The following is a 23690-nucleotide window of genomic DNA, read 5'->3' on the forward strand; positions in this document are numbered from 1 at the left end:
CTCGGATGAGGGCTGTCAAGTAATAGATTACGTATGGGTGGTCAAGGCCCCGATTCCGGACCCCTTCACTCCGCCGGATTCACGCGCCGCGTCCGGCCACCATCACACGCAATGAAACCGATCCGAAGGCGCGCGTCAACCGGTCCTGCACGCCCGCACACCGGCTCCCCGGCGGCTGCGGCCCGCTGCCGCCCAGCCCGCGCATCGCGAAATATACTTGCGCGAATGCCCGCGCATCCGTAACAAACTCACCACCCCATTCCGTGAGGACAGGATGACCCGTTACACCGGACATGTCGAAAAGGTCCTTGAAACCGCCCAGTCGTCCAGCGCGGCGGCACGCTCGCGCCTTGCGGCGAGCTGGCGGCGCTCGGCCCAGAAGCACGGGCTCGATCCGGCCGAGACACGGCTTCCGGAGCGTGTCGACGGCGGCAACCTGCGCCAGCGCCGCGAGAGCCTGGAGACCTTTCTGACCATCGCCGCCCCGCGGCTCGACCAGCTCTTCACGCTCGTCGGGCAATCGGGCTGCGCGGTTCTGCTGACCGATACCGACGGGGTCATCCTCGACCAGCGAATCGCCGACAGCGATGCCAAAACCTTCGAGAGCTGGGGGCTTGTCGCCGGGAGCGACTGGAGCGAGGCCCGCGAGGGCACCAACGGTATCGGCACCTGCCTGACCGAACAGCGCCGGCTGATCATCCATCGCGACGAACACTTCTACGCCCGCAACACGGCAATGAGCTGCATTGATGCGCCGATCTTCGGGAGCAATGGCGAGATCGTCGCCGCGCTCGACATCTCGTCCGCCCGCGCCGACCAGACAGAGGGTTTCAACCGGCTGATCGGCGCGCAGGTGACCCAGACCGCGCGCGCCATCGAAGAGGCGAACTTCCGCGCCGCCTTTCCCGAGGCCCGGATCGTGGTTGCCGATTGCGACGACACCGAATCGGCAACGCTGCTGGCCATCGACACCCATGACCTCGTCATCGGCGCCACGCGGGAGGCCCGGCGGGTGTTCGACCTCGGGACAGGCCCGCTCGCCCCGCGCCCGGCCGTCGATATCCTGGGCCGCGACGACGGACCGACCGGATTCGAAAAGGCCGAGAAGGCGGCGGTGGTCCGCGCCCTGACGCGCGCCGGGGGGAACGTCTCCCAGGCTGCGCGGCAGCTCGGTATCGCGCGCGCCACGCTCTATCGCCGCATGAAACGGCTTGGCCTCGACGAAAGCTGAGCCCACCTGTCTCAGTGCTGAGACACCTTGGCCGACCGGCCATCCGCGCCGGGGCTGACGCAGGGACGCTTCATGGCGATCTTCCTCGAACCCGGCCGGAGGAGCCGGACGAACAGGAGGACGCCCTATGAACGAGATGACCCGCACGGCAGACGCAATCCATGCTTCGCCCTTCAAGCAGCGCTACGACAACTTCATCGGCGGCCGCTTCACGCCACCGGTGAACGGCCGCTATTTCGACAACACGACGCCGATCACCGGCGCCAAGATCTGCGAATGTGCCCGCTCCGACGGTGCGGACGTTGAATTGGCGCTCGATGCCGCCCACGCCGCGCGCGAGGCCTGGGGCACCACCTCGGCCGCCGAACGCTCCAACGTCCTTCTGAAGATCGCCGACCGGCTGGAGGAGAACATCGAGTTGCTCGCCATGGCCGAGACCTGGGACAACGGCAAGCCGATCCGCGAGACAACCGCTGCCGACATTCCGCTCTCGGTCGACCACTTCCGCTACTTCGCCGGTGTGCTGCGCGGACAGGAAGGCTCGATGTCGGAGATCGACGCCGACACCGTGGCCTACCACTACCACGAGCCGCTTGGCGTCGTGGGCCAGATCATCCCCTGGAACTTCTCCATCCTGATGGCGGCGTGGAAACTGGCTCCCGCGCTGGCGGCAGGCAACTGCATCGTGCTGAAGCCGGCCGAGCAGACCCCGGCCGCGATCATGGTCCTCGTCGAACTGATCGCCGATCTACTGCCCGACGGTGTCCTGAACGTCGTCAACGGCTATGGCGCCGAAGTCGGCGCGCCGCTCGCGCGCTCCAACCGTATCGCCAAGATCGCCTTCACCGGCTCCACCCAGACGGGCCGCATGATCATGCAATACGCCACCGAGAACCTGATCCCGGTGACGCTGGAACTGGGCGGCAAGTCCCCCAACATCTTCTTCTCCGACGTGATGCGCGAGGACGATGCCTTCCTCGACAAGGCGGTCGAGGGTTTCGTGCTCTTCGCCTTCAACCAGGGCGAGGTCTGCACCTGCCCGTCGCGGGCGCTGATCCAGGAGGATATCTACGACGCCTTCATCGAGCGCGCCATTGACCGCGTGAAGGCCATCAAGCAGGGCGACCCGCGCGACATGGAGACGATGGTCGGCGCCCAGGCGAGCGCCGAGCAGCAGGACAAGATCATGTCCTACTTCACCATCGGCCGCGAAGAGGGCGCCGAGGTGCTGGTGGGCGGCGATGCCGCGCATCTGGGCGGCGAGCTGGAGAACGGCTTCTACATCCAGCCCACGATCCTCAAGGGTCAGAACTCCATGCGCGTGTTCCAGGAGGAGATCTTCGGCCCCGTGGTCTCGGTCACGACCTTCAAGGACGAAGAGGAGGCGCTGCATATCGCCAATGACACGATGTACGGCCTCGGCGCCGGGGTCTGGTCGCGCGATATCAACACCTGCTACCGCTTCGGCCGCCATATCGAGGCCGGGCGCGTCTGGGTGAACAATTACCACGCCTACCCCGCCCACGCGGCCTTCGGCGGCTACAAGCAATCCGGCATCGGGCGCGAAACCCACAAGATGATGCTGGATCACTACCAGCAGACCAAGAACATGCTGGTTTCCTATAACCCCAACAAGCTCGGCTTCTTCTGATCCCGACCTTCCCCGCGCGCGCCACCTTCCCCCGGCGCGCAAGCCGGAGCGTCCCGCCGCCACCTCCCGGGCGGCGGGACAATTCATTCGGACCGTCCCGCCCGAACCCTCGCTCGCCAGCCGCCGTCTCAGACCGAAGATCCAAACGCGACCGGCAATACCTGATGCCGCGATCTGGAAGCGACACCCTTCTGGCTGTCCGGACGATGACCGGAATTCCGCCGGCGCCACCCGCGGCGGGCCCGCCCGGCGCCCTGTCCAACGCGATGGGCGCAGCGAGTCCGCGCGCCACACCCCGGACCGTCGGGGTCCCCCATATGCCAGCAGGCGCCGTGCGCCGTGGTTTCAGCCGAGATAGCCGAGCTGTCGGAAGGAGGCGTTCTCCGCCTTGCCGATCACCACATGGTCGTGGATCGTGATCCCCACGGCCTGGCAGGCATCCGCAATCCGGTCGGTCATCACGATGTCCTCGTTCGACGGCGACGGGTCGCCCGAGGGGTGGTTGTGCACGAGGATCACAGCGCTCGCATTGAGCTCCAGCGCCCGCTTCACGATCTCGCGCGGGTAGACGGGAACGTGGTCCACCGTCCCCTCGGCCTGCGCCTCGTCCGCGACGAGGTTGTTCTTGCGGTCGAGGTAGAGCACCCGGAACTGCTCGGTGTCCCGATGCGCCATGACCGTCTTGCAATATTCCATCAGCGCGTCCCACGACGAGAGCACGTGGCGCTGCATCACCCTGGCCCGCGCCATCCGATGCGCAAAGGCCTCGGCCAGACGCAGTTGGTAATAGACCTTCTCCGTCGCGCCATCGACTTCCAGCAGCCGCGCCTGCGGGGCCGCGATCACGCCGTTCAAGTCGCCGAAGGCGGCGAGCAGGCGCTTTGCCAGGGGCTTGGTGTCGATCCGCGGGATGGCATTGAACAGGAGCATCTCCAGCAGCTCGTATTCCGGCATGGCCGCGTGACCGCCGGAGAGGAACCTTTGCCGGAGCCGCTCCCGATGGCCCCAGTAATGCGGCCGCGCCTGCCCGTCCTCGCCCCGCACCAACCCGCCGCCGGCCGCCGCATCGGCCTTCAGGCGCGCGGTCTGCCGGTAGCTCGGCTGGCTTGCGGGGCGCGTTTCGGCGCCGGGCGGCGGAAGGCGGGCCTCAAGCTCGTCCAGCCCCTTCAGGGCCGCTTCCGAAAACCCGCCGGGCGCATCGGGCGGCACATCATTGCGAAACAGACCCCCCTGCCCGGCGCCCGCCTCCGGACGTTTCGCGCCGATCCCGGCAATTCGATCCCAGATCTTCGACATGCGCCGCTGTGCTCCGACATGGCCCCACGTCGCACACCAAACACCGTGAATGGTTAACAGCAGGTAAGCGCACCCGCGCCGGAGACGAAAACGGGCGCCCGAAGGCGCCCGCTCGATCAAGGGTTAGGCCGATGTCAGCGGCGCGCCGGCGCCTTGCGGGGCCGCTTCTTGCCGCGAAGCTGCGACTTCTCGATCAGCCCCTCGTACTGGTGCGCCAGCAGATGCGACTGGACCTGCTGGATCGTGTCCATCGTCACCGACACGACGATCAGCACCGAGGTGCCGCCGAAGTAGAACGGGATCGCAAGCTGGTTGCGCAGGATCTCCGGGAAGAGACAGACCGCCGCCAGGTAGGCAGAGCCCAGAACGAGCACGCGGCGCACCACGTAGTCCAGGTACTCGGCCGTCTTGGCACCCGGGCGGATACCCGGCACGAAACCGTTCTGGTTCTTCAGGTTGTCCGCCACGTCCTCGGTCTTGAACGACACGTTCTCGGTGTAGAAGTAGGTGAAGAAGATGATCATGGAGGCGAAGAACAGCAGGTAGAGCGGCTGTCCGGGGCCGAAATAGGCCATGATCGTCGACATCACCGGGCCCGTATTGCCACCGGAGAAGGTGGCGATCGTGGTCGGCAGCAACAGCAGCGAGGAGGCGAAGATCGCCGGGATCACGCCCGCCGGGTTCACCTTGATCGGCAGGTGGCTGGAGCCGCCATCATAGACCTTCATCCCCACCTGGCGGCGCGGATACTGGATGTGGATCTTCCGGAGCGCGCGCTCCATGAAGACCACGAAGGCCACGAGCGCCACCATCATGACGAGGATACCGATGATCACCGCCGGGCTGATCGCACCGGACCGGCCGGAGGCGAAGAACTGCGCCAGCGCCGCCGGAACCTCGGCGATGATACCGACGAAGATGATCAGCGAAATACCGTTGCCCACGCCGCGGGCGGTGATCTGCTCGCCCAGCCACATCAGGAACATCGTACCGCCGACAAGCGTGATCACCACGGCGGCGCGGAAGAACCAGCCCGGATCATGCGCCAGCCCGCCGGCTTCGAGGCTCACCGCCAGCCCGTAGGCCTGGAAGGTCGCAAGCAACACGGTGCCGTAGCGCGTGTACTGGTTGATCTTCTTGCGGCCCTGCTCGCCCTCTTTCTTCAACTGCTCCAGCTGCGGGACCATGGCGGTCATCAGCTGGATGATGATCGAGGCGGAGATGTAGGGCATGATGCCGAGCGCAAAGATCCCCATCCGCCCCAGCGCGCCGCCGGTGAACATGGTCAGGATGCCGCCGATCCCGGCCGCCGCCTGATCCATGAAGTCCCGCAGCGCCTGGCCGTCGATTCCCGGCACCGGAATATAGGTGCCGAGCCGGTAGACGATCAGAAGACCGAGGGTGAAAAGGATGCGCTGGCGGAGCTCGGTGGCCTTGCCCAGGGCGGCCCAGCTCATGTTGGCCGCCATTTGCTCTGCTGCTGATGCCATTGGCTGTCTCTCTTGCGCGCGCGCCGCCGAACCGTTTCCCGGTCGGCGGCGCTGGAAAACTGGAAGTTAAGTAAGGGGCATTCCCGCCCCTCACAACCTCTTATTCGGCCGCGGCCTCTGTCGCTGCCGAAGACGTGACTGTCAGCGAGCCGCCGGCCTTTTCCACGGCCGCAACGGCGGATTTCGACGCGCCGGAGACCTGCAGGTCCACCTTGGCACCGAACTCGCCCTTGGCGAGCACGCGGATACCGTCGAGCTTGCGGCGCACGAGGCCCGACTCGACCAGGACGGCCTCGGTGATCGGCTGCTTGGCGTCGATCTTGCCGGCGTCGATGAATTTCTGGAGGATGCCGAGGTTCACCACGGCCCAGGATTTGCGGTTCGGCTTGTTGAAGCCGCGCTTGGGCAGGCGCATGTAGAGCGGCATCTGGCCACCCTCGTAGCCGTTCAGAGCCACACCCGAGCGGGATTTCTGACCCTTGATACCACGGCCGGCGGTCTTGCCCTTGCCGGAGCCGGGACCACGGCCGATGCGCTTTTTCTTCGGGGTGGAGCCCTCGGCGGGGCTCAGTTCGTTCAGTTTCATGTCGCTTCTCCTTGCCGGATGCGGCCCCCAGCGACGGGAGCGGCCGACCACGGCATTTCTTGTTGTGTCGAGTCGGGTCCCGAAGGACCACCGGAGGCGTATAGAGGCAATGGGCACCGCGATCAAGAGCGCACAACGAGGTGTGCCACCCCACACCAAGCCGCGCATCGCCGGTCCGTGGGGCGGCGACCCAACGCCGGGGCAAGGCGCTTTATCGTGTCGCCCCGACTGGCCTCCGAACGCCGTGCAAACGTCCCCCAATCGCCGGGATGGGGGGGGGCGGACTGGCGATGCGCGGCGGCCTGACGGCCTTGTCCCGCGCAGGGGAAAGCGTTCCACCCTCGGCACAAGACCTGCCCCGCGCGGAGCCGGCTCGAATGCCACTCACTCCCCCGACGCCTCCCAGCATTGCGGCCAGCCGTAGCCCCACCGCCAGGGCAGGCCGGTACAGGGGCCGCCGCCAAGCCGGACCGCCTGGAACATCGCCTCTGAAATCGCGCGGTAGACCTGACGCACCTGCGCTTCGTCGAGGCCGTAGAGATCCTGCAGCACCGCGTCGCGGCTGTCCGCGGTGGCGGCCACGCAGGTTTTCAACGCCCCGTCGGCCGCCAGCCGCGCCTCGAAGCTCGCCTCCGGGTCGGGGTCGGGTCCGCCGGTGTGATAGGCCCGGTCGTGGGTCACGCAGCAGGCTTCCCAAGGCGGAATGCCTTCGTGGGCCTCCGCGAACGCGGGAAACCGTTCGGCGGTGAAGGTCCAGAGGCTCGACATGCCCCCGGAACAGCCATCCGTCGTGAAGGGGGTCAGCTCCGCACCCGGTTCCCGCCGCCGCTTGGCGAGCCATTCGTGCGACGGCAGTTCCACCGAACGGGCAAGCTGCGCTGTCCAGTCTGCCTCCGCCTGCGCCGGGGCGGCGCCCAGGCCGAGGATGCCGGCCACGAGGACCGCGGACGCCCTAGGGCGAGCCATCGCGATAGACCTTGTCGTCGACGCTCAGGCCGAGCCGGTTGCCAAGCGCCAGGACCAGTCGTTCCGCGCCGCCAAGACTGGCCCGCTGTGCCAGAACCTCGCGTGCCAGTGCCGGTTCGTCGGTGATCAGCCCGTTCACGCCAAGGCTCAGCATGTGCGACATCGCCAGCGGGTCGTTGACCGTCCAGACATAGAGCGGCTTGCCGGCTTCGCGGGCGTTGCGGACGAGGTACGGTGTCGCCATAGCCATGTTCACGGCCAGGAAATCCGCCTCCAGCTCCCACAACCGGCCCACCGATTGCGCCGCCAGCAGGCCCACCGTCCAGTCCGGCCGCAATGCCTTCATCTTCTGGACGGCCTCGTATTTCAGGCTCATCGCCTCGACCTGATCCTCCATCCCGGTTTCGGCGACGATATCGGCGACCCGCTGCTCCAGCATCTCGTCGTGACCGTAGTATTTCAGCTCGATCAGAACCCCCGAGCCGCTGTCCTTGGCAAGCTCCAGCGCCTGTCGCAGCGTCGGGGTCCGCTCGCCGGAATACTCCGATCCGAACCAGCTGCCGATGTCGATCTCCGCCAGCTCGTCCGATGTCGCGTCCCAGACCTTCAGGGGGTTGCCGGCGAGCTTCATGAAATCGCTGTCATGCACCACGATGACCTCGCCGTCGGCGCTCTCCTGAACATCGAGCTCCACCCAGGTCGCCTCGTCCTCGATCGCCAGCGCGAAGGAGGCCATGGTGTTCTCCGGCCGGAGCCCGGCGGCGCCACGGTGCGCGATGATGTCCACCTCGCCGTCCGCCCCCCGGCGTGCCGCCAGATCCACGCCGCCGCCGATCCCGAACACCGCCGCGACGACCAGCCCGACAAAGAGCGCCAGGCGCAGGGTCCCGCGTTCCTTCTCCACGTTGGGGGTGATCCCGGCGGTTCCGGGCCAGCCGGCCCGCTCCATCAGCAGGTCGGCCAGCGCGCCGGTGGTCAGCGTCGTCACCAGCAGGTTCAGCAGCGCCCAGATCCCCGCGAATACGAACAGGACGGCGGCAAGCCGCGTGAGGTTCAGGCCGATCGCGTCGGCGGCCAATCCGGCGCCGCCACTGACGATGGCGAAGGGCACCGCCACGGCGATCAGCGAAACGCCCGCCCAGACGAGCAGCGTCACGAAAAGGTCGAGCCGCTGGCCCGCCATGCGCCGCGCGCTCTCGCCGAAGCTGTCCCTCGGTGCGACGTCCTCGAACAGAACCAGCGGCAGGGCGACCGCCCACCCCATCAGGCTCCGGACGAGCAGGGCCAGCATCGCCAGCATCATCACGCCGATCAGGACCGCCGCCTGCACGAATTCCGGCGGATGCTCGGCAAGGTAATAGTTGATGTCGTACTCGGTCAGCCGGTGTTGCACGACAACAAGGGACAACAGCACGAAGGGCGCCACGATCGCCACGATCCGCAGCAACAGCCGCCAGGCGAAGCCGACGATCCGGAAGAACTTCGGCACGATCGCCGCCACGCCCGCCTCGAACCGCCGTTGCCGGTTCCGCCGCGCGTCGAGCGCAATCGCCATCATGAAGGAGATATCGAGCACGTAGGTGCTCAGCAGCAGGCTTGCGACCACGAGGGCCGCCACGAAACCGACCGGAGACACCAGGAACATCGCGATGTCGAAATCCGACAGCGCCGGCTTTCCCGACAGGGCAATTGCCAGCCGCAACGTCAGCGCCAGCGCCGGCGCAAGGACCGCCGCCACCACGAGGCTGAACACGAGATGCGACAGCAGGAACGGCCAGCGCAGCCGCCATGCCTCGTGAAACGCGTCACCAACGGCCCGCAGGGGCATGTTCAACATGAGACTCTCCGACTGCTTCGCGCTCATTTATAACGCGTTGATTGCAGCCGGATAGCCCCGCAATCCCCGCCGGCCGCGGGTCGGGCGCCCACCGTTTGGCGAAAATCGACCGCGCCGGGCGGCATTCACCCCGGGTCCGGGCGGGATTTGGGGCCGTTCTCGGGACGGCACCCCGAAAAGGCAAAGGGCGGCCACGCGGACCGCCCTTTCCAATACTACGAAGACAGGGGCTCAGCCCTTCTCTTCGACGATCTCCACCAGATGCGGGATCTTGTTGACCATGCCGCGGATCGCGGGCGTGTCTTCGAGTTCGCGCGTCTTGTGCATCTTGTTGAGCCCCAGGCCGATCAGCGTCTTGCGCTGGATCTCGGGGCGGCGGATCGGCGAGCCGATCTGCTTCACGACGATGGTTTTTGCCATGTCTCCGTCTCCTTACGCTTCGGCCGGGGCTTCGGCCGGCGCTTCCGCAGCGGCAGGGGCCTCTTCCGGCTTCTTCAGGATGTCGGCCACCTTCTTGCCGCGGCGCTGCGCGACCATGCGGGGGCTCGATTCCTTCTTCAGACCGTCCAGGGTGGCGCGGATCATGTTGTAGGGGTTCTGCGTGCCAATGGATTTGGCGACGACGTCATGAACGCCCAGCATCTCGAAAACGGCACGCATCGGACCACCGGCGATGATACCGGTACCTTGCGGGGCGGTCCGCATCACGACGCGGCCAGCACCGTGGCGACCCTCGATATCGTGGTGCAGCGTGCGGCCTTCGCGCAGCGGCACGCGGATCATCTGGCGCTTGGCTTGCTCGGTGGCCTTGCGGATGGCCTCGGGGACCTCCTTGGCCTTGCCCTTGCCAAAGCCGACGCGGCCCTTCTGGTCGCCAACGACCACGAGCGCGGCAAAGCCGAAGCGCTTACCGCCCTTGACGGTCTTGCTGACGCGGTTGATCGCAACCAGGCGATCGGCGAATTCGGGGGTTTCGTCGCGGTCGCGGCGGTTGCCCCGGCGGTTTTCACGTTCTGCCATTCGGCATTCCTTCTCTCATGGCCCAGTCCGTGTTGGCTTCGGCCTTCGTTTGCTCAATCCTGGTGAGCCCCGCATGCGGCGCCCCCGGATCATCGGGGCGGCCCGGGGGCCGCCCACAGGGTTCAGAACTTCAGACCACCTTCGCGCGCGGCGTCGGCCAGGGCCTTCACCTTGCCGTGGAAGAGGAAGCCGCCGCGGTCGAAGTAGCACTCCTCGACGCCGGCCTTCTTCGCGCGTTCGGCAAGCGCGGAGCCAACCTTGGCGGCGGCTTCCACGTTGTTCTTGCCGACGACGCCGAGGTCCTTCTCCAGCGTGGAGGCGGCCGCGAGGGTCTTGCCCTGCACGTCGTCGATCAGCTGCGCGCTGATGTTCTTGCCCGAGCGGTGCACCGAAAGGCGCAGCTTGCCCGGGTTGGTCTTGCGAAGTTTGTTCCGGACGCGCAGGCGGCGCTTGAGGAACAGGTCCCGTTTGCTGTTTGCCATCTATCTCGTCCTTACTTCTTCTTGCCTTCCTTGCGGAAGATGAACTCGCCCTTGTAGCGGATGCCCTTGCCCTTGTAGGGCTCCGGCCGGCGCCAGTCGCGAATGTTCGCGGCCACCTGGCCCACGAGCTGCGCATCGCTGCCTTCGACGACGATTTCCGTCTGCTTCGGGCAGGTGACGGTCACACCGTCGGGGATCGGGAAGTCGACGTCGTGGCTGAGGCCGAGGTTCAGCTTGAGCGTGTTGCCCTGCATCTGAGCCCGGTAACCCACACCCTGGATCTCCAGCTCCTTCTTGAAGCCTTCGGTGACACCGGTGACGAGGTTCCCGACCATCGTGCGGGACATGCCCCACTGCTGGCGGGCGCGCTTCGACTTGCCGCGCGGGTCCACGCTCACCTGGTTGTCCTCGACCGTCAGGGTGACGTCGTCGGTGGCGGTGAAGCTCAGGGTGCCTTTCGGCCCCTTCACCTCGATGGTCTGGCCGGAGAGGGACGCGGAAACGCCCGACGGCAGCTCGACCGGTTTCTTACCAATACGAGACATGTGTCACCCTCCTTAGAAGACGGTGCAGAGAACTTCGCCGCCAACATTGTTGGAGCGAGCCGCTGCATCCGACATCACGCCCTTGGACGTGGAGACGATGGAAACACCCAGGCCCTGACGGACCGACGGGATGTCGTTCACGCTCATGTACACGCGGCGGCCGGGCTTGGAAACGCGCTTAAGTTCGCGAATGACCGGGGTGCCGTCGAAGTACTTCAGCGAGATTTCGATTTCGGGGTGCTGAGTATCCGCAACCTTCTCGTAGCCGCGGATGTAGCCCTCGTCGGCCAGCACATCCAGAACCCAGGCACGAAGCTTGGAGGCCGGTGTACGGACGGTGGACTTGCCGCGCATCTGAGCGTTGCGGATGCGGGTCAGCATATCACCAAGAGGATCGTTCATGTGTTCTCCTCCTTACCAGCTCGACTTGACCATGCCGGGGATCTGCCCTTCGGAGGCAAGGTCCCGCAGCGCGATCCGCGACATCTTCAGCTTGCGGTAATACGCCTTGGGGCGGCCCGAGAGCTGGCAACGGTTGTGAAGGCGGGTGGCCGAGGAATTGCGGGGCAGCTTGGCCAGCTTCAGCCGGGCCTTGAACCGCTCTTCCATCGGGCGCTCTTCGTCATTCGCGATTTCCTTCAGCGCGGCGCGCTTGGCGGCGTATTGCTCGACAAGCTTCTGGCGCTTCTTCTCGCGTTCGATCATGGATTTCTTAGCCATAGGTCCGGATCCCCTCAGCTGTTGAACGGCATGTTGAAATGCTTCAACAGCGCCTTGGCTTCCGCGTCGGTCGGCGCGGTGGTGCAGATAACGATGTCCAGCCCCCAGGCTTCATCGACCTTGTCGAAGTCGATCTCGGGGAAGACGATGTGTTCCTTGAGCCCCATGGCGTAGTTGCCACGGCCATCGAAGGACTTGCCGGAAACGCCGCGGAAGTCGCGGACGCGGGGCAGCGCGATGGTGATCAGGCGGTCGAGGAATTCGTACATCCGGTCGCCACGCAGGGTCACCTTGGAGCCGAGCGGCATGCCTTCGCGGACGCGGAAGGTCGCGATCGACTTCTTGGCCTTGGTGATCACGGCCTGCTGGCCGGCGATGGCGGTCAGGTCATCCGCGGCCGACTTGGCCTTCTTGGAATCCTTCACGGCCTCGGTGCCGGCACCGATGTTCAGAACGATCTTCTCCAGCTTGGGGATCTGCATATCGTTCTTGTAGGAGAACTCTTCCTTCAGGGCCGGACGGATCGTGCCGTTGTAATGGGCCTTCAGGCGCGGGGTGTAATCGGCGTCGAGCATCAGATCGCGTCTCCCGTGGTCTTGGCGAAGCGGACCTTCTTGCCGTCTTCCTCGCGGAAGCCGACGCGGCTCGGTTTGCCATTGGCGTCGACGATAGCCAGGTTGCTCAGGTCGATCGGCATGGCCTTGGCCATGCGGCCACCCTGGGAGGCCTGGGTCTGGCGCTGGTGGCGCACGGCGATGTTGATGCCGCCCACGACGGCCTTGCCGGCCTTCGGGTCGACCGTCTCGATCTCGCCGGTCTTGCCCTTGTCCTTGCCGGCAAGGACGATGACCTTGTCACCTTTGCGGAGTTTGGCAGCCATCAGAGCACCTCCGGGGCGAGCGAGATGATCTTCATGAAGTTCTTCGCACGCAGCTCGCGAACCACCGGCCCGAAGATACGGGTGCCGATCGGCTCGTTGTTGTTGTTGAGAATGACGGCGGCGTTGCGGTCGAAACGAATGGCGGTGCCATCCTCCCGACGCACTTCCTTGGCGGTCCGGACGACGACGGCCTTGCGCACGTCACCCTTCTTCACGCGGCCACGCGGGATGGCTTCCTTGACCGACACCACGATGATGTCGCCCACGGAGGCGTATTTCCGCTTCGAGCCGCCGAGGACCTTGATGCACTGAACCCGGCGCGCACCGGAGTTGTCAGCGACATCCAGATTGGTCTGCATCTGGATCATGAGGTTTCTCCCGACCTGTGAGGGGTGTTCTGGTTCTTCCCCCCAGGGTTTCGATCAAACCGGGTGTGGTTTGGCTGTTAGGCCGTCACCACCTCCCAGCGCTTGGTCTTCGAGATCGGCGCACATTCCTGGATACGGACGGTGTCGCCAACCTTGAACTCGTTCTTCGGGTCGTGGGCCCGGTACTTCTTGGAGCTCCGCACGGTCTTGTGCAGCAGCGGGTGCTTGTAGCGGCGCTCCACCAGAACGGTCACGGTCTGCTCGTTCTGGTCGCTGGTCACGGTGCCTTGAAGGATACGCTTGGGCATGTCTCTCAGGCCTCCGCTTCGTTGCTGGTCGCGGCCGCGGCCGCCTTTTCGTTCAGAACCGTCTTCACACGGGCCACGTCGCGGCGGACCTGGCGCATGCGCGCGGTGTTTTCCATGGCGCCGGTGGCCTGCTGAAAGCGCAGGTTGAAGGCTTCTTTCTTCAGATCGGTCAGTTTCTCGCGGAGCTGGTCCGGAGTCTGATCGCGAAGTTCGGTGGCGTTCATCGCCATTTCCTTTCTCAAAACGCCAGTGAGCCCCCGGATAGGTCAGGGTCACTCGGGATCCTGGCGGATGATTAGACGTCACAACACACGAATCCCGTCCCCGGGCCGCGTGAGATGCCGCTCTATAAGGGTGAGTCTGTGAAAGGGCAAGGAAAAAAGGCCGACGCACCCACGCCGCCCGTTCGATGTATCGCGTGACCTTTTGCGTCGCGGCAAACCTCGCGCGATGTCCGGAGTGGTCTTAATCTGTCTTGAACAGTCGCGGCTTGAACCAAACGACAAGTTCGTCAAACCCTACGCTCCCATCGGCTACCGCCACAACCAGATCGTCCACTGGCCAGTCGTCCGGGATTCCGAGTTCATACCCGCTGCGGCCAATCAAGATTTCGACCAGAAGCCAAGCGGTCCGCTTGTTCCCATCCACGAACCCATGGTTCTTTACCATCGAATGCAGGAGCGCCGCACATTTCCTTGCAATCGGCCTGTGGTACCCGGAGTAAGGCCGCTCGATGGCGGACTCGATCAAGCCAATGTCGTTCACGCCGTCGAGACCGCCATAATGCAGCGCCTCGTCATGGGCCGTGAATGCGTCTGCCAGTTTATCCGGTAGTGACTAGCGATTGGCCAATCTCGTCAAGGCGGAGCTACGCTTCGAAGATGCCGTCTTGGCCGTCTCCCGGGATTTTGGCGAAGCCTTGGACACACCTTTGCGGGTCGTCACTTCAACAACTCGTCCCGTCTTCGCGTTCCGCGTAACAGTGCCGCCCTTGATTGTCGTGTTCTTCGCCATGCGCCGATCTCCTATAGCGCCACATATAGTCGCGTAGGCTAAGCTCACAAAGAGTAATGCGTCCCAATCTGGGCATCTAGCGCGTTCGGAACGCACATCAGCCGGTCACCATACCGACGTCTGGCCTCCATTCCAACCCGCCCGACCGGGAGCAATACTGGCGCACCGTCCGGCCACAAGCGCCAGACGATCTCGTCAGACGAAATGCGCTTCCTGGAATACGTGGTCGACGATGTCTTCCCGGAAGATACCGAGTTCTTCCAGTTCCGCGTCGGTCTTCGCCTCGAGTTCGCGCACCTGCGCAAGGCGCTGCTCGCGTACCGCGTCGGGCACCAGCTCCGAGCATACGTCGGAGTAATAGCGCACCACCCGCAGGCGGGCCTCGTTCTCGGCTTCGACGGAATCCTGGGATTGAAGGATCATCTCTTGACCTCGCGGTTTGGATTGGGGCCTTCCAACACCTCCGGTCATAGAACCGTCACCCGCGGCGTGCCAGCGCGCGGAGCGCATTCCCGCAATGCAAAGACTTCAAACGACGATGCGCGTCACGCCCAGGCGTAGTTGAAGCTCACGCTGATTCGCTCGTCATCCGACATGTTCATCGGCACCTCGTGACGCAGCCAGCTCTCCCAGAGCAGCACCTCGCCCACCGCCGGCTTCATGTAGATGAAGGTCTGCAACTCGCGCCGCGCGTTCTTCTTGCGCGCCGGGGCGGCCATCATCCGGCCCGACCGCGGGTCCTCCAGCTTCAGCGCACTCGCGCCCTCGGGCATGGCGACATAGGTGGTGCCGCTGATCACGCTGTGCGGATGGATGTGGGAGGCATGGGTGCCGCCCTCGGGCAGGATATTGATCCACAGATCTTCCAGCTTCAGCTCCCGCCCGTCGAGGTCAAACTCCAGATCCTCAGCGAATGCGGCGACATGGGCATCCAGCGCGTCCTTCAGATCGGCAAAGATCGGGAACCGCCAGGGCAGGTCCGTCAGCGAGGCATAAGAGGTATAGCCGGGATATCCCACCTCCGCGCACCAGCGCTGCCCGGCCTCGTCATCCTCGGCAATGACGAGACAGGAATTTTCAAGTTCCGCGGGGTCGATGGGCTTGCCCTGCTCCTTGAGCGCGGCGCGGTAGAGACGGGTGACGAAGAGGGAGTCTATCTGTGGCATGGCGGTCTCTTAGCGCAGCCCTGACGAAAGGACGAGGCGTATCGGCCGACAACCGGCAGCAAATCTTCGACGCGCGGAAACGGCGCTCACCGTGACGTAGAGGTCGACTTCCTGCGCATTGCTGCCGTTGGAGAAAAACACCCTGGCACGGAATCAAGGCAAAGCCGCCGTGCCAGCGCCGGCCCGTTCCGGCGGGCTGGCGCTCTCTCGACGCAAGTGCTCCAGTCTGATCTTCTCCGGATCGTCACGATAAATCGCGTGGAACGACCGTTGCGGCGCCATCCCACGGGCCGGCACCGGCACGGCTCTCGTATGTGCGTGTTGCCGACGCAGCCAACGACCGCTCCGTCGCCAAGCTCGTATTTGTGCATCACAGCAGAAATCAAAAGTCTGGGATCTGAGCGACCATACGGTCAAACCGGAGGAATGACCGGAGCTTCGGCAAACCGGCCAAACATCACCGTCTCCGTACACCGACAATAGGAAAACCCCCGCTGCTCGCAGCGGGGGTTTTCCATATTCTGCGGCTGACGGTCCGCGGAAATCCTCGATCTCCGCGAAACTGCAGGCGTTCGGTAGGACCTACCAGTCCTCGCGGACCACGATCCGGGTCTTGATCGGCAGCTTCATCGCGGCGAGGCGCAGGGCCTCGCGGGCGACGTCGTCGGAGACACCGTCGATCTCGAACATCACGCGGCCGGGCTTCACCTTGGCGGCCCAGTAATCGACCGAGCCCTTACCTTTACCCATCCGAACCTCGGTGGGCTTGGAGGTAACCGGCGTATCCGGGAAGATCCGGATCCACACGCGGCCCTGACGCTTCATGTGGCGCGTCATGGCCCGGCGGGCGGCTTCGATCTGGCGGGCGGTGACCCGTTCCGGCTGGATGGCCTTCAGGCCGTAGTGACCGAAGGCGAGGTCGAACCCACCCTTGGCTTCGCCACGGATTCGGCCCTTGTGCAGCTTGCGGAATTTTGTGCGCTTTGGTTGCAGCATCTCGCTTACTCCTTACCGGTCACGGTCGCGGCGACCGCCGCCGGCGCCACGGGGCGCGGGACCTTCCTGGAGCTCCTGGGCCTTGCGATCACGGGCCGACGGGTCGTGCTCCATGATCTCGCCTTTGAAGATCCAGACCTTGATGCCGATGATCCCGTAGGGGGTCATGGCCTCGGAGGTCGCATAGTCGATATCGGCCCGCAGGGTGTGCAGGGGCACGCGGCCCTCACGGTACCACTCGGTCCGCGCGATCTCCGCGCCGCCCAAACGGCCGGCGACGTTGACCCGGATACCCAGGGCCCCCATGCGCATGGCGTTCTGCACGGCGCGCTTCATGGCGCGGCGGAAGGATACCCGGCGCTCCAGCTGTTGCGCGATGCTCTCGGCCACCAGCTGCCCGTCCAGCTCCGGCTTGCGGACCTCGACGATGTTGAGGTGCAGTTCCGAGTCGGTCATCTTGGCGAGCTTCTTGCGAAGCACCTCGATGTCAGCGCCTTTCTTGCCGATGATGACACCGGGGCGGGCGGTGTGGATGGTCACGCGGCACTTCTTGTGCGGGCGCTCGATGATCACCTTGGACACACCGGCCTGCTTGCACTCTTTCTCGATGTACTCGCGGATCGCGATGTCTTCGAGAAGGAGATCGCCGTAGTCCTTGGTGTCGGCGTACCAGCGGCTGTCCCAGGTGCGGTTCACCTGCAGGCGCATGCCGATCGGATTTACTTTATGACCCATTAGGCTTGCTCCTCGACCTGGCGGACCTTGATGGTCAGTTCCGCGAAGGGCTTGTTGATCCGGCCGTACCGACCGCGCGCCCGCGGGCGACCGCGCTTCATGGTCAGGTTCTTGCCGACCCAGGCTTCCGCGACGATCAGCTCGTCCACGTCCAGGTTGTGGTTGTTCTCGGCGTTGGCGATTGCGGACTGAAGGCATTTCTTCACGTCCTCGGCGATCCGGCGCTTGGAGAAGGTCAGGTCCGTCAGGGCCTTCTCGACCTTCTTGCCGCGGATCATCGCCGCAACGAGGTTCAGCTTCTGCGGCGAGGTGCGCAGCATGCGGACCTTCGCCATCGCTTCGTTCTCCGCCACGCGGCGGGGATTCTTATCCTTGCCCATGGTGGATTACTTCCTCTTGGCTTTCTTGTCCGCCGCGTGACCGTAATAGGTGCGCGTCGGAGCGTATTCGCCGAACTTCTGGCCGATCATGTCCTCGGACACGGCAACCGGAATGTGCTTCTGGCCGTTGTAGACACCGAAGGTGAGACCGACGAACTGCGGCAGGATGGTGGAGCGGCGCGACCAGATCTTGATGACCTCGTTGCGGCCCGACTCGCGGGTCTTCTCCGCCTTCTTCAACACGTAACTGTCGACGAAGGGGCCTTTCCAAACGGAACGCGACATGTGTTAGCGGCCCTTCTTCTTGGCGTGGCGCGAACGCACGATGAGCTTCTGCGACGCCTTGTTGGTGTTGCGGGTACGAGCGCCCTTGGTCGGCTTGCCCCAGGGGGTCACCGGGTGGCGGCCACCCGAGGTCCGGCCTTCACCACCGCCATGGGGGTGGTCGATCGGGTTCATAACCACACCGCGGACGGCAGGACGCTTGCCCTGGTGGCGGGTGCGGCCGGCCTTGCCGAAGTTCTGGTTGGAATTGTCGGGGTTCGACACGGCACCGACGGTGGCCATGCATTCCTGACGCACCAGGCGCAGCTCGCCCGAGCTGAGGCGGATCTGGGCGTAGCCGCCGTCACGGCCGACGAACTGGGCATAGGTGCCCGCGGCGCGCGCGATCTGTCCACCCTTGCCGGGCTTCAGCTCGATATTGTGAACGATGGTACCGATGGGCATGCCCGAGAACGGCATCGCGTTGCCCGGCTTCACGTCCACCTTGGCGCCGGCGACGACGCTGTCGCCAACCGCCAGACGCTGCGGCGCAAGAATGTAGGCCTGCTGGCCATCTTCATACTTGATCAGCGCGATGAAGGCGGTCCGGTTCGGATCGTATTCGATCCGCTCGACGGTGGCCGCCACGCCAACCTTGTTGCGCTTGAAATCGACGATCCGGTAGAGGCGTTTCGCCCCGCCACCGCGACGGCGTGCAGTGATACGTCCGGTGTTGTTCCGGCCGCCCTTCTTGGTCAGACCCTCGGTGAGGGACTTGACAGGACGTCCTTTCCACAGCTCCGAACGGTCGATCAGCACCAGCCCGCGCTGGCCCGGCGTCGTCGGCTTGTACGACTTGAGTGCCATGCTTTCTGTCTTCCGTTAGCTTTGCGAGGCTTTGCGCCCCGCTATGTGTGGGCCTTTCGGCCGGGGTAAAGGGCCCTCGCGAGAGGTCCCCGGATATCCGTTCTTGCGAACAAAGCCAAAGCCCCGGACGGGTCCGGGGCTCGGCGGATGGGCTCTCTTATGGGAGCGTCGTGGCCGGGTCAAGCGATTCCCGCCGGAAAAGCCATGCAAACAAGCGCAACGGCAGCCGGGCCTCCCCGCACGCGCGTCGTTGCGAAGCACAGCACCAACGCGGGTGGGAACGAACACAACGCACCCATCGCGAAAAACCCGCGCCTCTTCCTCAGCGGGGGTTTCGCCAGAGCGCCCTGGTCTGCGCGAGCTTGTATCGAAACGTCGCCCGTCCCTGGGGCGGCTGGTAGCTGCCCGGGCGAACGAAACCCACAAGTTCCGCCAGTTTCCGCTCGGTGACATCCACATTGCAGAATTGCCCCATTTCCGTCGACACCTGCGCCGGGTCGAGCAGGAGCTTCTCGTAACTCACCAGCAGCGTCGGCACGGCAGTTCGGCGAACGAAGGCGGTGTTCTTCCGCGTCCGCCGGAGCACCTGGGCAAGCGCGTCCGGAAACGCCACCTTGTCCCGCGCTTCGATCGACATCGCATTTGCCACCGGATCGCGCGTCACCAGGATCAGTCGGGGATTCCGCAGCCGCGGCAGGATTTTCGGCAGGTAGACCAGCGAATGCGGGTGTTTCCAGCCCCAGGTATCCTGCGCCGCGTTCCGCGCCTCGACCGTCTCCGCGATGGCCTCGATGCCTCGGGTCATCCGGAACGCCTTGTCCTCCAGGTTTCCCTCCATCTCGGCCTCATCGCCGAAATCGAGTCCCAGCCGCATCGCCAGCCCGGTCACGGCGGTGGTGCCGCCGCGGTTGTTCCCGAAAATGTGGAAGGTGCGGTGTGGTGCGGTGCGAGAGTCCTCGGTCTCGAACAGCGTCGTCGTTGCCGAAGAAGGTCTCATTCGCGCTCCCGCATCCGGACGTTAACACAGGCGCCGCATACCCACGTCGCCGCCCCCCGGACGTCACCGTGGCGCGACGGATGCGCTTCGCATATGAGAGCGCGCGACATGGGTCAAGCCTTTCCCGCCCGCACCGTGCCGCACCCGCGAAGGGTCCGGCGCTGGCCCGGCGGCTACACCTGCACGTGGGCCCGTTGGCGCAGCGTGAACCAGATTGTGCCAACGATGACCAGGTTGAGGAGGCCCGCCAGAACGGCGTTCGCGTAGGTCCAGAAATAGCTGGCGGTCAGGTCGTAGAAGAGCCCGCCTTGCCAGCCGCCCAACGCATGGCCAAACCAGCCAAATGCAAGAACGATACCGGTCGCGGATGCTCTCCGTGCCGCAGGTGTCAACGCGCGCACGGTGACAAGTACCCCGGTCATCACACCGCCATACCCGAACCCGTAGAGCGGCGCGAAGAGCCAGAACGCTTGCATTGTCCCGAGAAAGACAAACCCGATCATCAATGCCGTTTGCCACGCCGTCGCGGTCATCCAGGCCCGGACCGGGCCGATCATGTCGGAGAGACGCCCGAAGAAAATCCGTCCGCCGATTGCCGCGATGAGCATGACCAGAAGCGGCCCGCCGGCCTCGGCACCAACGCCGCAAACACCCTGGATGAGCGGTACCAGATGCATGAGAGGGACGGCCATGCCCGTGCAGCACCCGAGCACCGCAATCGACAACGCGGGCAGAATGATCTTGGGCGACGGTGTTGCCGCGCTCGAGGCCTGTCCCGCCACACTCGTCGCGTCCTGCGGCGGCTGGATCATCAGCAGCGACAACGGCAACAGCGTCAAAGCAGCGAACGCGCCAATGATCGTGAAGGCGTTTTGCCATCCCGCCGCCTGGATCAGATGCCCGGCAACGAACGGAACCATCCCTTGCCCGAGGCCTTGCCCCGCAGAGGCGATACCGATTGCAAGGCCGGCCCCGGTCCTGAACCACCCTCCGACGAGGGCAATCACCGGCGCGAAAAGGGCGCCTCCGCCGACGGCCCCGGCAACGAAGAAAAGTGTGTAGAACTGCCAAAGTTCATCGGCGCGCGCCGCAAGCAGAAGCGCGGAAGACAGCGTCGCGGCACCGATCAGGCAAACGACCCGAGTCGCGATCCGATCCGCGAGGAATCCCATCAGGATGCCACCGATGGCTATTCCGATCAGCCCTGTGGAGTTGATCGCCGCCGTTTCGGCCCTGTCCCAGCCGAAATGCATCTCCAGGGGAACGAGGAATGCCGACAGGCCGTTGACGAGCGTGCCCATGGCGATCCCGAGAAGGAGCGCCGCTGCCGACACGATGATCCAGCGAAATCCTGGTTGGTTCGGAGTAATGGCACTCGTCATTGGAAAATCTCCTCTTAGCGGGACACTACACCAAATCGGCGACGAAGTCGTGCCGCCGGGCGAAGCCTGCGCGTGCGCTTTACGCGGTCATCCATCCGCGGCAATCCCACGGCGGCACTCCCGGTGTCGCAAGCACGTCAGTCAATCGCGACCAGCCCGGGTCCGCGGCGCGCGCCCCGTGGGAAATGCGGCCCTGTGGGAAACGCGGGATGTCTTAACGGATCGTGAATCCGCCCCTGTAACCCATTGAAATTACGTGCGCCGCTCCTTGTCCCACGCGTGAGACAACCCGAACAGAGAAAGGCCCCCGCCGTCCGGCAGGGGCCTCGTTCTTTCGATCTGTCCCGTGCCTCAGAGGCCGGTGGACACGTCGATCGTGTTGCCCTCTTCAAGGGTCACGTAGGCTTTCTTGACGTCCTTCCGCTTGCCCGGCTGGCCGCGGAACCGCTTCACCTTGCCCTTGGTGACGGTCGTGTTCACGGCCTTCACCTTCACCCCGAAGAGACCTTCGACGGCCTCCTTGATCTGGGGCTTGTTGGCGTCGATGGCGACCTCGAAGACCACGGCATTCGCCTCGGAAGCCATCGTGGCCTTCTCGGTGATGACGGGCTTGCGGATCACGTCGTAATGTTTCGTTTTCGCGCTCATTTCAGGCGGGCCTCCAGAGCTTCGACACCCGCCTTCGTGATCACCAGCGTGTCACGCTTGAGGATGTCCATGACGTTGGCACCGATCGAGGGCAGCACGTCCAGACCTTCGATGTTGGCCGCGGCGAGAGCGAAGTTCTCGTTCACCTCGGCACCGTCGATGATCAGCGCGCGCTTCCAGCCCAGTTCCTTGACCTGCTTGGCGAGTGCACCGGTCTTGGCCTCGTCCAGCGCGGCGGATTCGAGAACCACCAGGTTGCCGGTCGCGGCCTTGGACGACAGCGCGTGCTTCAGGCCGAGCTTGCGGACCTTCTTGGGAAGGTCGTGGGCATGGCTGCGCGGGGTCGGGCCCTTGTAGATACCACCCTTGCGGAAGATCGGCGCGTTGCGGTCGCCGTGGCGGGCGCCACCGGTGCCCTTCTGGCGGTAGATCTTCTTGGTCGAGTAGCTGGTTTCCGAGCGGGTCTTGACCTTGTGGGTACCGGCCTGCGCCTTGTTGCGCTGCCAGCGGACCACGCGGTGCAGGATGTCGGCACGCGGTTCGAGGCCAAAGACGTCCTCGGCCAGTTCCACGTCGCCGGCGGCCCCGCCGTCGAGCTTGATCACATCAAGTTTCATTCTTCCGCACCCCCTTCAGCAGGCGCTTCAGCCGGAGCTTCGGCGACGGCGGCGGCTTCAGCGGCCTTGATCGCGGCCGGGAACGGCACGCCCTCGGGCAGCTTCTTCTTCACGGCGTCCTTGATGGTGACCCAGCCACCCTTGGAGCCCGGCACGGCGCCCTTGACCATGATCAGGCCACGGTCGGCGTCGATACGGACGACTTCCAGGTTCTGGGTGGTGACACGGGCAGCGCCCATGTGACCGGCCATCTTCTTGCCCTTGAACACGCGGCCCGGGTCCTGACACTGACCGGTGGAACCGTGCGAACGGTGCGAGATCGACACGCCGTGCGACGCGCGCAGACCGCCGAAATTGTGCCGCTTCATGGCACCGGCGAAGCCCTTACCGATCGAGGTGCCCGACACGTCGACCTTCTGGCCGGCAACGTAGTGCTCGGCAGAGATCTCGGCGCCTACCTCGATGAGGTTCTCCGGATCCACGCGGAATTCCGCAACCTTGCGCTTGGGCGCAACATTGGCGGCGGCGAAGTGGCCGCGCATGGCCTGGGACGTCCGCTTGGCCTTTGCCGATCCGGCGCCGAGTTGAACGGCAGTGTAGCCGTCGCGTTCCACGGTGCGCTGATCGACGACCTGCAGGTTGTCGAGTTGAAGAACGGTCACAGGAACCTGCTTGCCGTCCTCCAGGAACAGGCGGGTCATCCCCACCTTCTTGGCGATAACTCCAGAGCGCATCTCTCCATGCCCTCCTTAGTTCAGCTTGATTTCGACATCGACACCGGCCGCGAGGTCGAGCTTCATCAGCGCGTCAACGGTCTGGGGCGTCGGGTCCACGATGTCGAGCAGACGCTTGTGGGTACGGATCTCCCACTGGTCGCGCGACTTCTTGTCAATGTGCGGTCCACGGAGCACCGTGAACTTCTCGATCTTGTTCGGCAGCGGGATGGGTCCGCGCACCTGCGCGCCCGTCCGCTTGGCGGTGTTCACGATCTCCTGCGTGCTGGCGTCCAGCACGCGGTAATCGAACGCCTTGAGCCGGATACGAATGTTCTGGCTTTGCATTGTCAGTCGGCCTTGTTCTCGGCATTGGAGTTGAGAGGTCGAATGCGGCTCATTCCGCATCCGGCGTCGAACTCAGGTCAAGTAGGTGGGGCAGGCCGCTTGGCCCGCCCCGCAATCTCGTATCGAGCCGGTATTACTCGATGATCTTGGAAACGACCCCGGCGCCGACGGTGCGGCCGCCTT

General features: G+C 64.8%; 32 protein-coding genes. 2 read left to right on the forward strand and 30 right to left on the reverse strand.

Annotated elements, in window-relative coordinates; translation table 11 throughout:
- The first annotated feature begins 274 nt into the window (after window positions 1-274).
- Window positions 275-1231 (forward strand): GAF domain-containing protein, encoded by a 957-nt coding sequence (locus tag ARC39_RS22955; protein WP_068118509.1) that lies wholly within the window; start codon window positions 275-277, stop codon window positions 1229-1231.
- Window positions 1232-1358: 127 nt separating this feature from the next.
- The gene (gene adh / locus ARC39_RS22960; RefSeq protein ID WP_068118511.1) at window positions 1359-2882 is read left to right on the forward strand and encodes an aldehyde dehydrogenase; all 1524 of its coding nucleotides are present in this window, start codon (window positions 1359-1361) and stop codon (window positions 2880-2882) included.
- 345 nt (window positions 2883-3227) lie between these two features.
- Here adh and radC read toward each other — a convergent pair whose 3' ends face one another.
- From radC to rpsJ, 30 genes are all read right to left on the reverse strand, one after another.
- Window positions 3228-4178, reverse strand: coding sequence for a RadC family protein (radC, locus tag ARC39_RS22965; RefSeq protein WP_078059436.1), 951 nt, complete (start codon window positions 4176-4178; stop codon window positions 3228-3230).
- A 134-nt stretch (window positions 4179-4312) separates the two neighbouring features.
- Window positions 4313-5668, reverse strand: coding sequence for a preprotein translocase subunit SecY (gene secY, locus ARC39_RS22970; protein WP_068118514.1), 1356 nt, complete (start codon window positions 5666-5668; stop codon window positions 4313-4315).
- Window positions 5669-5768: 100 nt separating this feature from the next.
- Complete coding sequence (gene rplO / locus ARC39_RS22975) at window positions 5769-6254, reverse strand: 50S ribosomal protein L15 (protein ID WP_068118516.1); 486 nt, start codon at window positions 6252-6254, stop codon at window positions 5769-5771.
- 384 nt (window positions 6255-6638) lie between these two features.
- On the reverse strand, window positions 6639-7220 hold the full coding sequence (locus ARC39_RS22980; RefSeq protein ID WP_068118519.1) for a hypothetical protein: 582 nt from the start codon (window positions 7218-7220) through the stop codon (window positions 6639-6641).
- Window positions 7207-9057: a glycerophosphodiester phosphodiesterase gene (locus ARC39_RS22985; protein WP_068118524.1), complete on the reverse strand. Its 1851-nt coding sequence runs from the start codon at window positions 9055-9057 to the stop codon at window positions 7207-7209. Before ARC39_RS22985 ends, ARC39_RS22980 begins: the two co-directional genes overlap by 14 nt.
- Before the next feature lie 231 nt (window positions 9058-9288).
- Window positions 9289-9477: a 50S ribosomal protein L30 gene (gene rpmD, locus ARC39_RS22990; protein WP_068118526.1), complete on the reverse strand. Its 189-nt coding sequence runs from the start codon at window positions 9475-9477 to the stop codon at window positions 9289-9291.
- 12 nt (window positions 9478-9489) lie between these two features.
- Window positions 9490-10077 carry a 30S ribosomal protein S5 gene (gene rpsE, locus ARC39_RS22995; RefSeq protein WP_068118527.1) on the reverse strand — a complete coding sequence of 196 codons (588 nt, stop codon included), beginning with the start codon at window positions 10075-10077 and terminating at the stop codon, window positions 9490-9492.
- Window positions 10078-10199: 122 nt separating this feature from the next.
- On the reverse strand, window positions 10200-10559 hold the full coding sequence (gene rplR, locus ARC39_RS23000) for a 50S ribosomal protein L18 (protein WP_068118530.1): 360 nt from the start codon (window positions 10557-10559) through the stop codon (window positions 10200-10202).
- Window positions 10560-10570: 11 nt separating this feature from the next.
- The gene (rplF, locus tag ARC39_RS23005; RefSeq protein WP_068118533.1) at window positions 10571-11104 is read right to left on the reverse strand and encodes a 50S ribosomal protein L6; all 534 of its coding nucleotides are present in this window, start codon (window positions 11102-11104) and stop codon (window positions 10571-10573) included.
- A gap of 12 nt (window positions 11105-11116) precedes the next feature.
- Complete coding sequence (gene rpsH / locus ARC39_RS23010) at window positions 11117-11506, reverse strand: 30S ribosomal protein S8 (RefSeq protein ID WP_068118534.1); 390 nt, start codon at window positions 11504-11506, stop codon at window positions 11117-11119.
- 12 nt (window positions 11507-11518) lie between these two features.
- Window positions 11519-11824: a 30S ribosomal protein S14 gene (rpsN, locus tag ARC39_RS23015; RefSeq protein WP_068118536.1), complete on the reverse strand. Its 306-nt coding sequence runs from the start codon at window positions 11822-11824 to the stop codon at window positions 11519-11521.
- A 14-nt stretch (window positions 11825-11838) separates the two neighbouring features.
- On the reverse strand, window positions 11839-12399 hold the full coding sequence (rplE, locus tag ARC39_RS23020) for a 50S ribosomal protein L5 (RefSeq protein ID WP_068118540.1): 561 nt from the start codon (window positions 12397-12399) through the stop codon (window positions 11839-11841).
- Window positions 12399-12704, reverse strand: a complete 306-nt coding sequence (gene rplX / locus ARC39_RS23025; protein ID WP_068118543.1) for a 50S ribosomal protein L24 — start codon at window positions 12702-12704, stop codon at window positions 12399-12401. Before rplX ends, rplE begins: the two co-directional genes overlap by 1 nt.
- Window positions 12704-13072, reverse strand: a complete 369-nt coding sequence (gene rplN / locus ARC39_RS23030) for a 50S ribosomal protein L14 (protein WP_011567679.1) — start codon at window positions 13070-13072, stop codon at window positions 12704-12706. Before rplN ends, rplX begins: the two co-directional genes overlap by 1 nt.
- A 77-nt stretch (window positions 13073-13149) precedes the next feature.
- Window positions 13150-13380 carry a 30S ribosomal protein S17 gene (gene rpsQ, locus ARC39_RS23035; protein WP_068118545.1) on the reverse strand — a complete coding sequence of 77 codons (231 nt, stop codon included), beginning with the start codon at window positions 13378-13380 and terminating at the stop codon, window positions 13150-13152.
- Between the two features lie 5 nt (window positions 13381-13385).
- Window positions 13386-13604 carry a 50S ribosomal protein L29 gene (rpmC, locus tag ARC39_RS23040; RefSeq protein WP_068118547.1) on the reverse strand — a complete coding sequence of 73 codons (219 nt, stop codon included), beginning with the start codon at window positions 13602-13604 and terminating at the stop codon, window positions 13386-13388.
- A gap of 241 nt (window positions 13605-13845) precedes the next feature.
- Window positions 13846-14145, reverse strand: a complete 300-nt coding sequence (locus ARC39_RS25450) for a type II toxin-antitoxin system death-on-curing family toxin (RefSeq protein ID WP_201455795.1) — start codon at window positions 14143-14145, stop codon at window positions 13846-13848.
- Between the two features lie 444 nt (window positions 14146-14589).
- Window positions 14590-14817 (reverse strand): hypothetical protein, encoded by a 228-nt coding sequence (locus tag ARC39_RS23050; protein ID WP_068118553.1) that lies wholly within the window; start codon window positions 14815-14817, stop codon window positions 14590-14592.
- Between the two features lie 122 nt (window positions 14818-14939).
- Window positions 14940-15560 (reverse strand): 2OG-Fe(II) oxygenase family protein, encoded by a 621-nt coding sequence (locus tag ARC39_RS23055; RefSeq protein ID WP_068118554.1) that lies wholly within the window; start codon window positions 15558-15560, stop codon window positions 14940-14942.
- Between the two features lie 582 nt (window positions 15561-16142).
- Complete coding sequence (gene rplP / locus ARC39_RS23060) at window positions 16143-16556, reverse strand: 50S ribosomal protein L16 (RefSeq protein WP_068118555.1); 414 nt, start codon at window positions 16554-16556, stop codon at window positions 16143-16145.
- Window positions 16557-16568: 12 nt separating this feature from the next.
- The gene (gene rpsC / locus ARC39_RS23065; protein ID WP_068118556.1) at window positions 16569-17291 is read right to left on the reverse strand and encodes a 30S ribosomal protein S3; all 723 of its coding nucleotides are present in this window, start codon (window positions 17289-17291) and stop codon (window positions 16569-16571) included.
- Entirely contained in the window at window positions 17291-17671 is a 381-nt protein-coding gene (gene rplV / locus ARC39_RS23070; protein ID WP_068118559.1) for a 50S ribosomal protein L22, read from the reverse strand. The genes rpsC and rplV overlap by 1 nt, the downstream gene beginning before the upstream one ends.
- 6 nt (window positions 17672-17677) lie before the next feature.
- Window positions 17678-17956 (reverse strand): 30S ribosomal protein S19, encoded by a 279-nt coding sequence (gene rpsS / locus ARC39_RS23075; RefSeq protein WP_068118561.1) that lies wholly within the window; start codon window positions 17954-17956, stop codon window positions 17678-17680.
- 3 nt (window positions 17957-17959) lie between these two features.
- Window positions 17960-18802 carry a 50S ribosomal protein L2 gene (gene rplB, locus ARC39_RS23080; RefSeq protein ID WP_068118563.1) on the reverse strand — a complete coding sequence of 281 codons (843 nt, stop codon included), beginning with the start codon at window positions 18800-18802 and terminating at the stop codon, window positions 17960-17962.
- Between the two features lie 322 nt (window positions 18803-19124).
- Window positions 19125-19799, reverse strand: a complete 675-nt coding sequence (locus tag ARC39_RS23085; protein WP_068118564.1) for a sulfotransferase — start codon at window positions 19797-19799, stop codon at window positions 19125-19127.
- 173 nt (window positions 19800-19972) lie between these two features.
- Window positions 19973-21181 carry an MFS transporter gene (locus ARC39_RS23090; protein ID WP_068118565.1) on the reverse strand — a complete coding sequence of 403 codons (1209 nt, stop codon included), beginning with the start codon at window positions 21179-21181 and terminating at the stop codon, window positions 19973-19975.
- Between the two features lie 351 nt (window positions 21182-21532).
- Window positions 21533-21829 carry a 50S ribosomal protein L23 gene (locus ARC39_RS23095; RefSeq protein ID WP_068118566.1) on the reverse strand — a complete coding sequence of 99 codons (297 nt, stop codon included), beginning with the start codon at window positions 21827-21829 and terminating at the stop codon, window positions 21533-21535.
- Entirely contained in the window at window positions 21826-22446 is a 621-nt protein-coding gene (gene rplD, locus ARC39_RS23100; RefSeq protein ID WP_068118567.1) for a 50S ribosomal protein L4, read from the reverse strand. Before rplD ends, ARC39_RS23095 begins: the two co-directional genes overlap by 4 nt.
- Complete coding sequence (gene rplC / locus ARC39_RS23105; RefSeq protein WP_068118568.1) at window positions 22443-23180, reverse strand: 50S ribosomal protein L3; 738 nt, start codon at window positions 23178-23180, stop codon at window positions 22443-22445. The genes rplD and rplC overlap by 4 nt, the downstream gene beginning before the upstream one ends.
- Window positions 23181-23195: 15 nt before the next feature.
- Complete coding sequence (gene rpsJ, locus ARC39_RS23110; RefSeq protein WP_068118569.1) at window positions 23196-23507, reverse strand: 30S ribosomal protein S10; 312 nt, start codon at window positions 23505-23507, stop codon at window positions 23196-23198.
- Between the last annotated feature and the right edge of the window lie 183 nt (window positions 23508-23690).

The organism is Tropicimonas marinistellae (assembly GCF_001509585.1).
GTDB classification, from domain to species: domain Bacteria; phylum Pseudomonadota; class Alphaproteobacteria; order Rhodobacterales; family Rhodobacteraceae; genus Tropicimonas; species Tropicimonas marinistellae.

Coding starts and splice junctions, on each gene's coding strand:
- rplB (WP_068118563.1), bottom strand. CDS start 18,802: ATGGCACTCAAGTCGTACAAGCCGACGACGCCGGGCCAGCGCGGGCTG.
- rpsJ (WP_068118569.1), bottom strand. CDS start 23,507: ATGCAAAGCCAGAACATTCGTATCCGGCTCAAGGCGTTCGATTACCGC.
- ARC39_RS23095 (WP_068118566.1), bottom strand. CDS start 21,829: ATGAGCGCGAAAACGAAACATTACGACGTGATCCGCAAGCCCGTCATC.
- rplO (WP_068118516.1), bottom strand. CDS start 6,254: ATGAAACTGAACGAACTGAGCCCCGCCGAGGGCTCCACCCCGAAGAAA.
- rplV (WP_068118559.1), bottom strand. CDS start 17,671: ATGGGCAAGGATAAGAATCCCCGCCGCGTGGCGGAGAACGAAGCGATG.
- rpsH (WP_068118534.1), bottom strand. CDS start 11,506: ATGAACGATCCTCTTGGTGATATGCTGACCCGCATCCGCAACGCTCAG.
- rpsQ (WP_068118545.1), bottom strand. CDS start 13,380: ATGCCCAAGCGTATCCTTCAAGGCACCGTGACCAGCGACCAGAACGAG.
- rplD (WP_068118567.1), bottom strand. CDS start 22,446: ATGAAACTTGATGTGATCAAGCTCGACGGCGGGGCCGCCGGCGACGTG.
- rpsS (WP_068118561.1), bottom strand. CDS start 17,956: ATGTCGCGTTCCGTTTGGAAAGGCCCCTTCGTCGACAGTTACGTGTTG.
- rplX (WP_068118543.1), bottom strand. CDS start 12,704: ATGGCTGCCAAACTCCGCAAAGGTGACAAGGTCATCGTCCTTGCCGGC.
- rplR (WP_068118530.1), bottom strand. CDS start 10,559: ATGGCAAACAGCAAACGGGACCTGTTCCTCAAGCGCCGCCTGCGCGTC.
- ARC39_RS23055 (WP_068118554.1), bottom strand. CDS start 15,560: ATGCCACAGATAGACTCCCTCTTCGTCACCCGTCTCTACCGCGCCGCG.
- adh (WP_068118511.1), top strand. CDS start 1,359: ATGAACGAGATGACCCGCACGGCAGACGCAATCCATGCTTCGCCCTTC.
- ARC39_RS22980 (WP_068118519.1), bottom strand. CDS start 7,220: ATGGCTCGCCCTAGGGCGTCCGCGGTCCTCGTGGCCGGCATCCTCGGC.
- rpsE (WP_068118527.1), bottom strand. CDS start 10,077: ATGGCAGAACGTGAAAACCGCCGGGGCAACCGCCGCGACCGCGACGAA.
- secY (WP_068118514.1), bottom strand. CDS start 5,668: ATGGCATCAGCAGCAGAGCAAATGGCGGCCAACATGAGCTGGGCCGCC.
- ARC39_RS23085 (WP_068118564.1), bottom strand. CDS start 19,799: ATGAGACCTTCTTCGGCAACGACGACGCTGTTCGAGACCGAGGACTCT.
- ARC39_RS22985 (WP_068118524.1), bottom strand. CDS start 9,057: ATGTTGAACATGCCCCTGCGGGCCGTTGGTGACGCGTTTCACGAGGCA.
- rplF (WP_068118533.1), bottom strand. CDS start 11,104: ATGTCTCGTATTGGTAAGAAACCGGTCGAGCTGCCGTCGGGCGTTTCC.
- radC (WP_078059436.1), bottom strand. CDS start 4,178: ATGTCGAAGATCTGGGATCGAATTGCCGGGATCGGCGCGAAACGTCCG.
- rplN (WP_011567679.1), bottom strand. CDS start 13,072: ATGATCCAGATGCAGACCAATCTGGATGTCGCTGACAACTCCGGTGCG.
- ARC39_RS23090 (WP_068118565.1), bottom strand. CDS start 21,181: ATGACGAGTGCCATTACTCCGAACCAACCAGGATTTCGCTGGATCATC.
- rplE (WP_068118540.1), bottom strand. CDS start 12,399: ATGCTCGACGCCGATTACACCCCGCGCCTGAAGGCCCATTACAACGGC.
- rpsC (WP_068118556.1), bottom strand. CDS start 17,291: ATGGGTCATAAAGTAAATCCGATCGGCATGCGCCTGCAGGTGAACCGC.
- rpsN (WP_068118536.1), bottom strand. CDS start 11,824: ATGGCTAAGAAATCCATGATCGAACGCGAGAAGAAGCGCCAGAAGCTT.
- rpmD (WP_068118526.1), bottom strand. CDS start 9,477: ATGGCAAAAACCATCGTCGTGAAGCAGATCGGCTCGCCGATCCGCCGC.
- rpmC (WP_068118547.1), bottom strand. CDS start 13,604: ATGAACGCCACCGAACTTCGCGATCAGACTCCGGACCAGCTCCGCGAG.
- rplC (WP_068118568.1), bottom strand. CDS start 23,180: ATGCGCTCTGGAGTTATCGCCAAGAAGGTGGGGATGACCCGCCTGTTC.
- ARC39_RS23050 (WP_068118553.1), bottom strand. CDS start 14,817: ATGATCCTTCAATCCCAGGATTCCGTCGAAGCCGAGAACGAGGCCCGC.
- rplP (WP_068118555.1), bottom strand. CDS start 16,556: ATGCTGCAACCAAAGCGCACAAAATTCCGCAAGCTGCACAAGGGCCGA.
- ARC39_RS22955 (WP_068118509.1), top strand. CDS start 275: ATGACCCGTTACACCGGACATGTCGAAAAGGTCCTTGAAACCGCCCAG.